Source organism: Nocardiopsis sp. KDC1DS13DA1, from assembly GCF_055632325.1.
Genome location: NZ_JBVMUY010000002.1, coordinates 61,898 through 75,717 on the forward strand (window position 1 = coordinate 61,898; position 13,820 = coordinate 75,717).

General features: G+C 73.4%; 13 protein-coding genes. 7 read left to right on the forward strand and 6 right to left on the reverse strand.

What is annotated here, in order from left to right; genetic code table 11:
- Positions 1 to 168 precede the first annotated feature (168 nt).
- From ACTVAJ_RS00680 to ACTVAJ_RS00695, 4 genes are all read left to right on the forward strand, one after another.
- Positions 169 to 1,671, forward strand: coding sequence for an LCP family protein (locus ACTVAJ_RS00680; protein ID WP_470386014.1), 1,503 nt, complete (start codon positions 169 to 171; stop codon positions 1,669 to 1,671).
- Between the two features lie 20 nt (positions 1,672 to 1,691).
- Positions 1,692 to 2,423: a YIP1 family protein gene (locus tag ACTVAJ_RS00685; protein WP_470386015.1), complete on the forward strand. Its 732-nt coding sequence runs from the start codon at positions 1,692 to 1,694 to the stop codon at positions 2,421 to 2,423.
- A gap of 257 nt (positions 2,424 to 2,680) precedes the next feature.
- A complete protein-coding gene (locus tag ACTVAJ_RS00690) occupies positions 2,681 to 4,012 on the forward strand; it encodes a UDP-glucose dehydrogenase family protein (protein ID WP_470386016.1) in 1,332 nt (443 codons plus the stop codon).
- Between the two features lie 229 nt (positions 4,013 to 4,241).
- Complete coding sequence (locus tag ACTVAJ_RS00695; protein ID WP_470386017.1) at positions 4,242 to 5,024, forward strand: TNT domain-containing protein; 783 nt, start codon at positions 4,242 to 4,244, stop codon at positions 5,022 to 5,024.
- A gap of 91 nt (positions 5,025 to 5,115) precedes the next feature.
- Here ACTVAJ_RS00695 and ACTVAJ_RS00700 read toward each other — a convergent pair whose 3' ends face one another.
- From ACTVAJ_RS00700 to ACTVAJ_RS00715, 4 genes are all read right to left on the reverse strand, one after another.
- The gene (locus tag ACTVAJ_RS00700; RefSeq protein WP_470386018.1) at positions 5,116 to 5,526 is read right to left on the reverse strand and encodes a VOC family protein; all 411 of its coding nucleotides are present in this window, start codon (positions 5,524 to 5,526) and stop codon (positions 5,116 to 5,118) included.
- 48 nt (positions 5,527 to 5,574) lie between these two features.
- Positions 5,575 to 5,991, reverse strand: a complete 417-nt coding sequence (locus ACTVAJ_RS00705; RefSeq protein ID WP_470386019.1) for a helix-turn-helix domain-containing protein — start codon at positions 5,989 to 5,991, stop codon at positions 5,575 to 5,577.
- A 100-nt stretch (positions 5,992 to 6,091) separates the two neighbouring features.
- Positions 6,092 to 6,598 carry a 5-(carboxyamino)imidazole ribonucleotide mutase gene (gene purE, locus ACTVAJ_RS00710; RefSeq protein WP_470386076.1) on the reverse strand — a complete coding sequence of 169 codons (507 nt, stop codon included), beginning with the start codon at positions 6,596 to 6,598 and terminating at the stop codon, positions 6,092 to 6,094.
- Between the two features lie 41 nt (positions 6,599 to 6,639).
- Positions 6,640 to 7,797: a 5-(carboxyamino)imidazole ribonucleotide synthase gene (locus tag ACTVAJ_RS00715; protein WP_470386020.1), complete on the reverse strand. Its 1,158-nt coding sequence runs from the start codon at positions 7,795 to 7,797 to the stop codon at positions 6,640 to 6,642.
- 221 nt (positions 7,798 to 8,018) lie between these two features.
- Between ACTVAJ_RS00715 and ACTVAJ_RS00720 the strand changes: the two genes are divergently transcribed.
- Together ACTVAJ_RS00720 and ACTVAJ_RS00725 are read left to right on the forward strand one after the other, a co-directional pair.
- Positions 8,019 to 8,540, forward strand: coding sequence for a GtrA family protein (locus ACTVAJ_RS00720; protein ID WP_470386021.1), 522 nt, complete (start codon positions 8,019 to 8,021; stop codon positions 8,538 to 8,540).
- Positions 8,541 to 8,661: 121 nt separating this feature from the next.
- Positions 8,662 to 9,264: a TIGR03086 family metal-binding protein gene (locus ACTVAJ_RS00725; protein ID WP_470386022.1), complete on the forward strand. Its 603-nt coding sequence runs from the start codon at positions 8,662 to 8,664 to the stop codon at positions 9,262 to 9,264.
- A gap of 32 nt (positions 9,265 to 9,296) precedes the next feature.
- Here the strand turns inward: ACTVAJ_RS00725 and ACTVAJ_RS00730 are convergent, their stop codons facing one another.
- Positions 9,297 to 10,313: a CPBP family glutamic-type intramembrane protease gene (locus ACTVAJ_RS00730; protein ID WP_470386023.1), complete on the reverse strand. Its 1,017-nt coding sequence runs from the start codon at positions 10,311 to 10,313 to the stop codon at positions 9,297 to 9,299.
- Positions 10,314 to 10,738: 425 nt separating this feature from the next.
- Here ACTVAJ_RS00730 and ACTVAJ_RS00735 point away from each other — a divergent pair, with 425 nt between their 5' ends.
- Positions 10,739 to 11,878: an Mrp/NBP35 family ATP-binding protein gene (locus tag ACTVAJ_RS00735; protein ID WP_470386024.1), complete on the forward strand. Its 1,140-nt coding sequence runs from the start codon at positions 10,739 to 10,741 to the stop codon at positions 11,876 to 11,878.
- Between the two features lie 166 nt (positions 11,879 to 12,044).
- Here ACTVAJ_RS00735 and ACTVAJ_RS00740 read toward each other — a convergent pair whose 3' ends face one another.
- A complete protein-coding gene (locus tag ACTVAJ_RS00740) occupies positions 12,045 to 13,493 on the reverse strand; it encodes a S1C family serine protease (protein WP_470386025.1) in 1,449 nt (482 codons plus the stop codon).
- Positions 13,494 to 13,820: the final 327 nt, after the last annotated feature.

A 13,820-nucleotide genomic window follows, 5' to 3' on the forward strand; every position in this document is an offset into this window, starting at 1 on the left:
CCCGGGGGTTTCCACCCGTTCGCTCCGCCGTGAACGGTTCCCGGCCCGGCCGCGTCACACCCAAACGGGAGAACAACACGCCGGGGGTTGACATCCCGCGCCCTTCGGCGGATCGGGTGACAACCTAAGGATGATGGACACCGCTGCACGGGTGGGACGGGGACACCGATGAGCGACGACAACGCCGGTCGGCAGGGAACGCCGGAGGAGTTCCGGCGTAAGCGTTCCCAGCCGCTCCCACCCGACCAGCACCGCTCGCCCCGGTCGGGGCGGGTGCGGGTGCCACCGGCGGCGGTGCGCCGCCGCCGGACGGGTCTGCTGGTCATGGGGGCGCTGTCGGCACTGGTGCTGCTGGCCTCCGGCACGTCGTGGGCGATCACGGGCTGGATGTCCGGGGCGCTCAACCGCTTCGACGTGTTCGGGGCGCTCTCCGAGGACGGACGCCCCCAGCACGGCTCCGGCGGGCTCACCTTCCTGGTGATCGGCTCCGACTCGCGCGGGGAGATGAGCCGGGAGGACCAGGACGCGCTGAGCGTGGGCTCCACCCCGGGCCGCAGGTCCGACGTCATCATGCTGGTGCGCGTCAACGACGACCGCGACCGCGTCACCGTGGTCGGTATCCCCCGCGACCTGTGGGTCGACATCCCCGGCGAGGGCGAGGACAAGATCAACGCCGCCTACGCCTACGGGGGTCCGACGATGACCGTCCGGACCGTGGAGGCCCTGACCAACGTCCGTGTCGACCACTACGTCGAGGTGGACTTCGAGGGCTTCGTGGACGTGGTGGACGCCCTGGGCGGTATCGAGGTGTGCCTGCCCGAGGCGATCGACGACCCCAAGGCCCACCTGGACATGGCGGCGGGCACGCACGAGGTCGACGGCGCCGAGGCGCTCGCGTTCGCCCGCACCCGCGCCACCGCGCGCGGCGACCTGGACCGCATCGACCGCCAGCAGCAGGTGCTGTCCGCCATGCTCGACCGGGCGATGAGCACCGAGACCCTCACCGACCCCGCGCGGCTGGCCACGTTCCTGGAGAGCGCGCTGTCGTCGGTGACCGTCGACGAGGGGCTGGACGGGGGCGCGCTCAACGAGCTGGCGTACCAGCTGCGCGACCTGGACCTGGAGGAGGTCTCGTTCACCCAGGTGCCCATCGCCGACATGAACCACTGGACACCGCGCGGGGACGTCGCGCTGCTGTGGGACGAGCCCGCGGCGCGCGACCTGTTCGCCGACGTCGGCGCCGACCGACCCATCAGCGGGGGTGAGCCGTCCGAGGACGCCTCACCCGAGCAGCCGGACCCGGCGGACGTCCGGATCCGCGTGTTCAACGGGACCGCCACGCCGGGCCTCGGCGCGCGGACGGACACCAACCTCGGCCGGGCCGGGTTCGACGTCATCGCACCGGCGGCCAACTGGGACCGCCGCGACCTGGCCACCACGCAGATCCGCCACGCCCCCGGGGCCGAGGCCGAGGCGGAGTTCGTCGCCGGGGTCTTCCCCGGGTCGGAACCGGTGGAGGACCGTACCCTGGAGGACGAGATCCAGGTCGTCCTCGGCTTCAACCACACGACGTTCGACGCCCCCGAACGACCGGAGCCCGCGCCGGAGGAGTCCTCGGCGCAGGACGGCCCGCTGGCCACGACGACCGCCCGGGAGAACATCTGCGGGTGAACCCCGAAGGAAGGTGACCCGTGCTCCGCCATCTGGTCGGTCTGCTGGCAGGCATCGCCCTCGCCCCGGTCCTGTGGATCGCCGTCGCCTGGGGCGCCGACCTGCTCCCCCGGATCACCGACGGCGACGTGACCGTCTCCTCCGTGTCGGCCGCGGCGGTGCTGTGCCTGACGGGTGCCGCAGGGGCCTATCTGGTCGCGGGGCGCGTGTCTCCGCTGTGCGCCGCCGCCGGAGGCGCCCTGCTGACGGCGCTCGCGCTGTGGCCGGTCACCGCCCCGGCCTCGGTCGACGCCGCGCTGGACTGGCTCGACCCGGAGGTCTTCCTGTACCCGGGCGGCGCGGGGGCGGCGGTGGCGCTGCCGTTGGGCGTGCTGCTGCTGTGCTCGGCGATGACGCCCACCCGGTGGCGGGCCCTGCGGGACGCCCCCGGCCCCGGACGGGTGGTCGCGAGCGCGAGCCGGGACGACGTGCGCCGCGACGGGGCCGACGGCGTCAGGTGGGGGGACGGGGGGACCGGGCCGGACCGGGCGGGGCACGGTGACGGGGCGGCCCCCGCTGCGACCGACACCATCGAGGACGAACTTCCCGGTGTACCGCACGCCCGTCGGTCGCGGTCCGCGGGTGACGGGTTCGACGGCGACCCCGACCGGACCACCACACCGTTCCGCCGGGGCGGTGGCAGCGGTGCCGTGTGGACGCCGCTCGACGCGGATCCCGAGGAGTTCGGCACGCCCGGCGACGACGGCCGCTGACGTCCGCACCCGCGGTCGGGCGGGTCGCCGACCCCGACCCGGTGCATACCGCCCGCTTCGCACCGGTAATCTGTGCGCCTGACTGTTCACGCCCTGTTGGGGCACGCGCCACACCCCGGCGCGTAGGGTGATGCAACCCCAATGCAGCACCTGTCGGCCCCAATGCCCGTTTCCTGCCCCCGACCGGGGTGCTGACCACATCGAACGGGCACAACCAGCACACGGGCGCGGACGGCGAGCACGGAAGGACTCCACCAGTGGTCGAAGCGGAACGAATGCGCGTCTCGGTCATCGGCACCGGCTACCTCGGCGCGACGACGGCGGCCTGCCTGTCAGAGATGGGTTGCGAGGTTCTCGGTCTCGACGTCGACGAGGCCAAGATCGACATGCTCCGCTCCGGCCGGGTCCCCTTCTACGAGCCCGGACTCGACGAGCTGCTCACCGCGAACCTGCGGACCGGGCGGCTGTCCTTCACGACCTCCTTCGCCGAGGCCGCCGAGTTCGCCGACCTCCACCTCGTCTGCGTGGGCACGCCCCAGCGCGACGACTCGGGCGCGGCCGACCTCACCTACGTCCACTCGGCGATCGAGCAGCTCGCCCCCCACCTCACCCGTCCCGCCGTGGTCGTCGGACGGTCCACCGTCCCGGTGGGCACCGCCGCGACCCTCACCGCCCGGCTGCACGCACTGGCGCCGGTCGGCGAGGAGGCCGAGCTCGGCTGGAGCCCGGAGTTCCTGCGTGAGGGCTTCGGCGTGGAGGACACCCTGCGGCCGAACCGGATCGTGATCGGCACCGACTCCCCGCGCGTGGAGAAGGCCGTCCGCGAGCTGTGGCGGCGCCAGGTCGACGACGGCGTCCCCTTCCTGGTGACCGACCTGCAGACCGCCGAGCTGGTCAAAGTGTCGGCCAACGCCTTCCTGGCCACGAAGATCTCCTTCATCAACGCCATGGCCGAGGTGTCCGAGGTGGCCGGAGCCGACGTCATCCAACTGGCCGAGGCCCTCTCCTACGACGACCGCATCGGCGGCAAGTTCCTCGGCCCCGGCCTCGGCTTCGGCGGCGGCTGCCTGCCCAAGGACATCCGCGCGTTCATGGCGCGCGCCGACGAACTCGGCGTGGAACCCGCCCTGTCCTTCCTGCGCGAGGTGGACGCGATCAACCAGCGCCGCCGCGCGCGGACGATCGACATCGCGCGGCAGCTCATCGGCGACGGCTTCGCCGGTCGTACGGTGACGGTCCTGGGCGCCGCGTTCAAACCCAACTCCGACGACATCCGCGACTCGCCCGCCCTGGACGTGGCCTCGACCATCGCCTCGCTGGGCGCGCAGGTGACGGTGTACGACCCGGCCGCGCTGGACCGGGCCCGCGAGGCCCACCCCGAGCTGCGGTACGCCTCCTCCATGCTGGAGGCGGCACGCGGCGCCGACGTGGTCCTGCTGCTCACCGAGTGGGCGGAGTTCCGCGAGGCCAACCCGGACGAGCTGGGCGAGGTGGTGGCCGCCAGGCGGATCGTGGACGGCCGCAACGCGCTCGACCCGACCTACTGGCGCGCCTCGGGCTGGACCTACCGGGCGCTGGGGCGCCAGTAGGGCCCTCCCGCCGCCCACCGCCCCCAACCGACGCCTGGCGGCGCGGTACCCCTCCCCAGCCCCTCCCCACCGAACTCCACGATCGGCCGGTCCCACGGGACCGGCCGATCGTTCTCCGCCCTCTCCGTGCGTTCGTCCTCCCGGCCGGGACCGCCGTGATTCACTACTTTCCGTAGTGTTTCCGTGACGCCCGGAGGCTCCCGGGTGTCCGAGGACCGAACGGAGTCCGATGGTGAAGATCGCACCGGTGGTCGGTACGGCCATGGCCCTGCTCCTGGCCGGGACACCCGCCCACGGGGAGACGGTTCACGGGGGGACCGGTCCGGAGCGGACCGCGCCCGCGGCCGCGGCCGCGGCCGCGCGGGAGTGCCCGCCGCTCGACCCACCGCCCACGCCCGAGGACCTGGCGGCCCACGTGTGCGGCGACCGCCGCCTGGGCCCGGCGGAGCTGCCCGAGGAGGGGCCGGTCGCCGCCCTGGTCGAGGGGTACGAACCGCTCGGCGGCCTCTCCCCCGTCGAGTTCCTGGACCGGTGGTGGGTGGAGGACCGGGTCGACCCGGAGACCGGTGAGACCTGGAGCGGCTGGGACTACCCCGAGCACAACGGCTTCGTGGTGGTGGAGGGCGAACCGGTCAACGAGCTCCGGGCCCTCGAACCCGGGGCGATGCTCGACCGCTTCGGCTCCCCGTGGGGGACGTTCATGGCCCCGGCGGGCGACCCGTACCAGGCGCGCGCCCTGCCGCCGGACTCCCTCAACACCTGGCCGGAGGGCCCCGAGCACAACTACCACTGCTACGCGGTCACGACCGGGATCACCGCCCTGGTCGGACCGATCGCCCCGCACTTCGAGCAGCCGGGCGGCGGTGAGCAGCTGCTCGTACCCGCCGAGGAGGTCCCGGAGAAGGAGGGTGACGGGTTCGTCCCGGTGAACGAGCTGCTGGAGTGGGACTACCTGGAGCGGCGCCCGGCCGGGGAGTGCGTGTCGCACGACCGGTACTACCTGGCGGGCTGACCCTCCGCGCGGACGGAGCCCGCCGGGGCCTGCGCACCGGCTCCGACGGGTAGCCGTCGCGAGGCGCTGCTCCGGCCCCGGCGGACCGGGCTCAGACGGTCACCTGGGTGATGCGGATGCCGTTGCCGAACGGGTCGCGAAGACCGCAGTCGATGCCGTACGGACGCTCGGTGGGCTCCTCGGTGAACTCGACGCCGCGCGCCAGCAGCGTCTCGTAGGTCTTGCGGCAGTCGTCCGTCGTCAGGATGAACCAGCCGCCCGTCGCGCCCTTGGTCACCAGGTCCCGGACCCGCTCCGCCGTCTCCTCGGACATCCCCGGACCGCCCGGCTTCTCCAGCAGGATCTCCCGCCCGGGCTCGCCGGGGACGCGGACGGTCAGCCACCGCATGACCCCGAAGTCGACGTCGGCGCTGACCTCCATGCCGAGCTTGCCCACGTAGAAGTCGAGGGCCTCGTCCTGGTCGAGGACGAACATCTGTGAGTGCGTGATCGTGTTGAACATGTGTACGACCTTAGTGAGCAGGCCGGAAGAAGACTTATCCGAAACCGCTCAGTCGCCGTCCGGCTCGGCGGGCGCCCCGGACGGCCTCGCCCACGCCATGGCGAAGCACGACGGCACGGCCGCGGCCGCCCCCTCCCGCCGGAACTCCCTCGGCGACCTCCCGACGATGGCGCTGAACGTGCGGCTGAACGTCCCCAGGCTCCCGAAACCGACCTCGAAGCAGATGTCGGTCACGCTGCGGTCGGTCGCGCGCAGCAGGAACATCGCGCGTTCGACACGGCGGCGCTGGAGGTAGCGGTGCGGGGACTCCCCGAAGGTGGCCCGGAAGGTGCGCGAGAAGTGCGCCTCCGACACGTGGGCGATCCGGGCCAGGGCCGGGACGTCCAGGGGCTGCGCGTAGGCGCGGTCCATGGCGTCCCGCGCCCGGAGCATCCGGCGGTTGCTGTCCTCGGTGGCTCGGCTCATGGTGTCATGACACCACGGCCGACCGCCTCCCGCGACCGGCGCCGCGGACGGAACCCGGCTGTCCGGGACCGGCCCCGGACAGCCGTCACGCAACGGCCGGTCAGCGTCCGAGACCGAACCCGGCGGGCCTGCCGTCCTCGGCGACCTCCCGGCGCAGCCGCTCGCCCTTGGCGTAGGCCTGCGACCTGAGCCCCTCCTGGAACCGGGCCATCCGCTCGGACAGGTCCGGGTCACCGGCGGCCAGCATGCGCACGGCCAGCAGACCGGCGTTGCGGGCGGCGCCCACCGCGACGGTCGCCACCGGCACGCCCGCGGGCATCTGCACGATCGACAGCAGCGAGTCCATGCCGTCCAGGTACTTGAGCGGAACCGGGACGCCCACCACCGGCAGGGTCGTCACCGACGCGAGCATGCCCGGCAGGTGGGCGGCGCCGCCCGCCCCGGCGATGATCACCCTCAGCCCGCGACCGGCAGCCTCCGTCCCGTACCGGATCATCTCGTGCGGCATCCGGTGCGCGGAGACGACGTCGGCCTCGAAGGGGACGTCGAACTCCCGCAGGGCGTCGGCGGCCTCGCGCATCACCGGCCAGTCGGAGTCCGAGCCCATCACGATCCCCACGACGGGGCCCCGCCCGTTGGCGCTGTCGGTCACTGGTCGTCTCCTCGCAGGTAGTCGGCGGCGTCGCGGGCCCGCTCCAGCAGGTCCCGGTAGTCGTCGCCCGTCACGGTGACATGCCCGATCTTGCGGCCCGGACGCACGTCCTTGCCGTAGAAGTGCACCTTCACCTCGGGGTCCTTGGCCATGACGTGCAGGTAGCGGCGGTAGACCTCGGGATCCGCGCCGCCCAGCAGGTTGGCCATGACGGTGTAGGGGGCCGTGGTGCGCGGGGCGCCCAGCGGCAGGTTCAGCACCGCGCGCAGGTGCTGCTCGAACTGGGAGGTGCGGGCGCCCTCGATCGTCCAGTGGCCGGAGTTGTGCGGCCGCATCGCCAGCTCGTTGACGACCACGCCGTCGGCGGTCTCGAACAGCTCCACGGCCAGGACACCCGTGACGTCCAGGGCGTGCGCGATCTCGATCGCCAGTTCCTGGGCCCGGGTGGCCTTCTCCTCGCCGAGGCCGGGGGCGGGGGCGATCACCTCGTGGCAGATGCCGCCGCGCTGCACGGTCTCCACCACCGGGTACACCGCGACCTGCCCGTGCGGGGAACGGGCCACCTGGACGGCCAGCTCGCGGGAGAAGGCGACCTTCTCCTCCACCAGCAGGGGGACCTCCTCGGCCACGGCGCGCTCGACGACCTCCGCCGCCTGGCCGGGACCGTCGGCGATCCACACGCCCTTGCCGTCGTAGCCGCCGCGCGCCGCCTTGAGCACGACCGGCCAGCCCGCCTCCTCGGCGAAGGAGGCCACGTGGTCGACGGTGGTGACCGGACGCCACCGCGGGGAGGGGGCGCCGAGTTCGGCCATCCGGGTGCGCATACGCAGCTTGTCCTGTGCGAAGCGGAGGGCGTCACGGCCCGGGCGCAGCAGTCCGCCCGCCTCCTCCACAGCGCGCAGGACGGGTTCGGGCACGTGCTCGTGGTCGAAGGTCACCACGTCGCAGGCCTTGGCGAAGGCCAGGACGTCGTCCAACCCCCGGTCGTCCCCCAGGGTGACGTCACCGCAGACCAGGGCGGCGCTGTCGGTCGGACTGGCGGCCAGGACCGAGAAGTCCACCCCCAGTCCGATGCCCGCCTGGTGGGTCATCCGGGAGAGTTGTCCGCCTCCCACCATTCCTACACGGGGGACAGTGCGGTTACGCTCGCTCACAGTTCCTCAACTCATGCTCGTCCACCGCGGTGACGGGACGGCTCCGCGTGGTGCGGAACCTGGCCGTTTCGGCTCGGAACCCGCGGCCGGGGTCCTGCTCCAGTCCCCGGCTAGAGTCTAGGGCGTGCCCGCTCCGTGCCCCCGAGGGCCCACCCCGCCCCAGGTGGGCGACCCGCCGGGACGTGACGAGCAGACCCCCAACCCGACGGGAGATCCAGTCCGTGCGTGAGTTCCGCAGACGGCACCCCCGCATCGCCGGGCTCACCGGCGAGGTGGGACGGTTCGGCTCCGTGGGGGCCGTCGCCTACGTGATCCAGCTCGGTGTGACCAACCTCCTGTGGGGGCTCGGCACGGACCCCCTCCCCGGCCAGGTGGTCGGCACCGCGTGCGCGATCGCGGTCGCGTTCGTGGGCAACCGGTTCTGGACCTACCGGCACCGGGCGCGCACCGGGTACGCACGTGAGACGGTGCTGTTCCTGGTGATGAACGGTGTCGGGATGGGCCTCCAGCTGGGCTGCCAGGCCGTCGCGGTGTACATGCTGGCGCTGGAGAGCCAGGTGGCGCACAACATCGCGGGCAACGTCGTCGGCGTCGGTCTGGGGACGCTCTTCCGGTTCTGGTCCTACCGGACGTGGGTGTTCCCGCCCCAGGAGCCGGCCGCGTGGGAGGGCGCCGACGAGGCGGCACCGGGCCGGGCCGGGAGTCCGCCGGACACGGACCCCGCGGCGAACCCGCGCCTGTGACGGCCGCCCGCGGCGGCGAAGCCGCGCACGGTGGCGCGGAGCCGGAACGTCGGCACCGGGTGCGACACTGACCGGGTGCCAGGCCGTGTACCCGGCGTTCCCACCGTTGGCGGAGGACCCCATGACGACCGATCCGCGCCCCGTGACCACCGCGGCCGCCGACATCGTGCGGGGGGTGCGTGACGACCGGCTCACGTCCCCGACCCCGTGCACCGGCATGACCGTCGGCGCGCTCCTCGACCACGTCGACGGCCTGTGCGCGGCCTTCACCGCCGCCGCGGCCAAGGAGTTCGGCGGGACCGGCGCGGGTCCCGCGGCCCCCGACGCGTCGCGTCCGGACGCGGGCTGGCAGAAACGGATCCCCGCCCGGCTCGACGGACTGGCGCACGCGTGGCTCCCGGAGGCGGCGTGGGCCGGCATGACACGGGTGGGCGGCCTCGACCTGCCGGCCGAGGTCGCCGGTGCCGTCGCGATCGACGAGGTCCTCGTCCACGGCTGGGACCTGGCCGTCGCGACCGGCCAGGCCTTCCCCGGTGCCGACCCCGCGCTGGCGGACGCGGTCCGGACCGCCCTGGACTGGGTGCGGCGGACGGCGGCCGACAACCCCGGGGGCAGCCCGGGCCTGTTCGGACCGCCGGTGGCCGTGCCGGACGACGCGTCTGCGTTCGACCGGTTGCTCGGACTGACCGGACGGGACCCCTCCTGGAGCCCGGACCGGAACTGAGCCCGGCGCCGCGCACCGCCGCGGGGGCCCGCTCAGGCCGCCGTGACCGCGCTCGTCCGGCGCAGACCGGAACGCCGGGCGAGCCACATGACGGTCAGGGCGTAGCTGGCCATCAGGCCCGCGGCGAGGGCCAACCCGAACGGGCCGCCCATCCCCGGCGGCCCGGCGCCGATCACGATCCCCGTGCCGATCGCCGCCGTCCGTCCCTCCAGCACGCACAGGACGAGCTGGACGAGACCGTTGACCAGGTGCAGTCCGACCGCCGCCTCCAGCCCTCCGGTACGCCAGGTCAGCCACGCCGTGCTGGTCCCCATCACCGTGAGTGTCGCCGTGGTCCACACGTCGCCGGGGTAGGCGGAGGCGTACAGCGCGGCGAACAGGGTCCCGCTGGCGAGGATCGCCGGGGCCGGCGATCTCAGCACCCGGGCGATCGCACGGTCACCGCCCGGGGCGCGGGCGGGCGAGCCGAGTGAACCGACCAACTGCATGACCAGGCCCCGCAGGGTGACCTCCTCGGCCACCGACTGGAAGGGCACCAGCAGCAGGATGACGAGGACGGACACCGACACCGCCGCCACCTCGGCCCCGCCGGACACGCCGCCGGACATCGTCCCCGTCCGGAAGTCGTCCGACAGCAGCAGGTAGAGCAGCACGCTCACGGCGACGGGAACCAGCGCCAGGGCCACGCAGCGCCCCAGCCACGCCCACCTCATCCGTCCCTCGACCGACATCAGCGTGCCGACGCGACGCCACTGCACCACCCGTACGACGAGCAGCACGATGGGGATGAGCAACGCGGCCGAGACCAGACCGATCGCCAGGCCCGCGATCTCCCCCACGCGGGCCGAACCCGTCCCGAGCCCGGCGCCCTCCGCGAGGGCGACGATCGTCATCGCCAGGGTGACGGCCACCCAGAGGAAGAACAGCAGGAACGCCAGGACCAGGATCGACAGGGGCGGCACCCACCAGCGGTACCGCGAGCCGCGCGCGAGCCTGTGATAGGGCTCACCCTCCGGCGCGTCGGCGGGGGTGAACCCGCTGGTCCGCACCGGGCGCGGCGGCGGCCAGGCCCACACGCCGGGATCCGGGTTGACCGCCGGATGCCCTCCCGGGGGCGTCAGCCGGCCTCCCCCGGGCGGTCCCGCCCAGGTCTGCTCCTGAGCCCACGCACCATCGGACCGCCCCTCCGGCCCCTCCGGGGCGGCGGGCCAGGACGAACCAGGCGGTGGTGGCGCATTTCCCATGGTGCGCAGAGACTACTATCCGGGCTTGTATTGCCAGCGTTAAGGGCACGCCGTTAACGCCTGGTCACGGTAGGGATCGTCCCTTCCGGTCCCCTGTTCGGCCGCCCCGTCCGCTCCCCCGGCCCCTACCGTCCCGGAATAGCCCCGCACCCGCCCCCCGTTGGAACGGATGGCACGTGGGAGCGACACCACAGGCCAAGACCCCGTTCCGCTGACCTACGATTGGGTACATGTCCTCCACACCATCCACCGAGCAGGTGCACAAGGCCCTGGCCACGGTGCAAGACCCGGAGATCCACCGCCCCATCACCGACCTCGGCATGGTCAAGAGCGTCGACATCGCCGACGACGGTGCCGTGCGTGTCGGCATCTATCTCACGGTGGCCGGCTGCCCCATGAAGGGCCGCATCGAGAAGGACGTGACCGAAGCGGTGACCAAGGTCGCCGGGGTCACCTCCGTCGCGGTCGAACTCGACGTGATGAGCGATGAGCAGCGCAAGGAGCTCCAGACCAAGCTCCGCGGCGGCCAGGCGGAGAAGGAGATCCCCTTCGCCAAGCCGAACTCCCTGACCAGGGTCTTCGCCGTCGCCTCGGGCAAGGGCGGGGTCGGCAAGTCCTCCGTGACCGTCAACCTGGCCGCCGCGATGGCCGCCCAGGGCCACAAGGTCGGCGTGGTCGACGCCGACATCTACGGCCACTCGGTGCCGCGCATGCTCGGCGCGTCGGACTTCCCGACCAAGGTCGAGGACATGATCCTGCCGCCGACCGCGCACGACATCAAGGTCATCTCGGTCGGCATGTTCACCCAGGGCAACCAGCCGGTCGTGTGGCGCGGCCCCATGCTGCACCGCGCACTCCAGCAGTTCCTCTCCGACGTCTTCTGGGGCGACCTCGACGTCCTGCTGATGGACCTGCCCCCCGGCACCGGTGACATCGCCATCTCCGTCGCGCAGCTCCTGCCGTCGGCCGAGCTCCTCGTGGTGACCACCCCGCAGCAGGCCGCCGCCGAGGTCGCCGAGCGCGCGGGCGCCATCACCGCCCAGACGCACCAGCGCATCGCCGGTGTCATCGAGAACATGTCGTACTTCGTTCCGCCGGAGGGCGGCGAACCGCTGCACCTGTTCGGCGAGGGCGGCGGCCGGACCGTGGCCGACGCGCTGACCAAGACCCTCGGTACCGACATCCCGCTCCTGGGCCAGGTTCCGCTGGACACCCGCCTGCGCGAGGGCGGCGACGAGGGCAAGCCCCTCGTGCTGACCGACCCCGACGCCGAGGCCAGCACGGTGATCTCGTCGATCGCCGAGAACCTGGTGGGCAAGCCGCGCGGACTGGCCGGCATGCAGCTGGGTATCTCGCCCGCCGGTCGCTGACCTGTGCTTGTTGTGGGCCGCCGCGTCGCCCTGGCCCGTGTTCGGACGGTGAGCGGCCGGACCGGCCGATAGCGACGGCGACGCTCCGTGGGAGTGGACGACGCGGCGCAGGCCCCGGAACCGCGTTCCGGGGCCTGCGCCGTCTCCGCCCTCCCGCGGGCGTCCGTCAGTCGTTGGAGGAGCCGAGCACGACGGTGGTCGTCTCCTCCGCGCCGTCGCGCACGTACCCGACCTCGATCTCGTCACCCGGCGAGCGGTCCCGCAGCATCGCGAGCAGCTCCTGACCGGAGTTGACCCTGCGGCCGTCGAAGGACGTGATCACGTCGCCCGCGGCCAGGCCCGCCTCGTCGGCCGGACCGCCGCGTTCCACGGCGTCGGAGCCGTCCGCGATGACCGCCCCCGCCCGGGGGCTCTGGAGGTCGAGCTCCACCCCGATGTCGGCGTAGGCGGCGGACCCGTTCCCGATGAGCCGCTCGACCACGCTCTGCGCCTCGGAGGACGGGATCGCGAAACCGAGGCCGATGTTGCCGGAGCCCTCGCCCATGGAGCCGCCCATGGTGACGATCATCGAGTTGACCCCGATCACCCGCCCCTCCAGGTCGACCAGCGGCCCCCCGGAGTTGCCGGGGTTGATCGCGGCGTCGGTCTGGAGCGCGTAGAACCGGCTGGCGTTCTCCCCCTCGGGGCTCACCGGCCGGTCCGTGGCGCTGATGATGCCCTGGGTGACGGTGCCCGCCAGGCCCAGGGGCGCGCCGATCGCGATGACCTCGTCGCCCACGATGACCTCCTCCGAGTCACCGAACTCCAGCGGCTCGACGTCGATCGGATCCGCCAGGGACAGCACCGCGAGGTCGGAGCTGGGGTCGGCGCCGACGATGCTCGCCTCGGACAGGCTGCCGTCGCTGTACTCGATCTCGATGCCGTCCTCCTCCAGCACCGAGGACACGTGGTCGTTGGTGACCACGTAGTTCCCCTCGATGACGAAGCCCGATCCGCCTCCGGGCACACTGGGGTCGGCGCTGCCGATGTACACGACGCTGGGGCTCACGCGCTGGGCGACGCCCGCGATGGTGTCGGGGTCGCGCTGGGGCGCCTCGGGCGGCGGCTCGTTCATGACCGGCCCCTGGTCCTCGGGCGCGGCCTCCTGCCCGGCCCCCGGGTTGACCAGTGCGCCCGCGACCCCGCCCGCGCCGCCGGCGATGAGGGCGACGACGAGCATCCCGGTCAGCGCCATCCACACGGGCACGCCGCGCCTGCTCCGTCCGGGCCCCGCCTGCGGTGGCACCCGGACGCCAGCCGGGCCCTGCGGGGCCGGGACCGGCTGGGTGTGGAACTGCTGCGCCTGGGGCTGCTGGTTCTGCTGGGAGGCGGGGGTGAACTGCGGCGGCTGGTTCGGCTGTGCCTGCCCTCCCTGGGGACCGTGCGCCCCCGCCGGGACCTGCGGCGCCTGCTGCTGGGCCTGTGCCACCTGGTGCTGGCCCACCTGGGCCGTCCGGACCGGTGGGGGCTGACCGTACGGGTGCGCCGCACCCGGGTCGTGCTGGTTCGGTGGGGGGGACGGGTTCGGCGTGGTCCCGGACTGGTCGCCCGGGCCGGGGGTCGGGGTGGGGTTCATGGGATCTCCGCTGCCGGGGGGCGAGTGCTGGGGGAAGGCGTTGCCGCGGCCGGGGGAACCGGCCGCCTGTCGGGAGCCGACGGCCGTGGTGGAGGCGCCCGTCGGCGGGAAGGCGCCGACGAGAGCGCCCTTCCCCTGGTGCGTGGGGTCGGTGTGGGAGGGGGCCGGTGACCCACCGGGGGGCGGGGACGGAGTGGCCGGAACCGGCCACCGGGGGAGTTCCGCAGGTTCCTGGCCCGGGACGGACACGACACCGCGCCCGCCCGGCTCGGGGGTTGTGCCACGGCTCGACGGGGCGGCCGCGTCCGGCTCCGCCCCCCGCGCAGA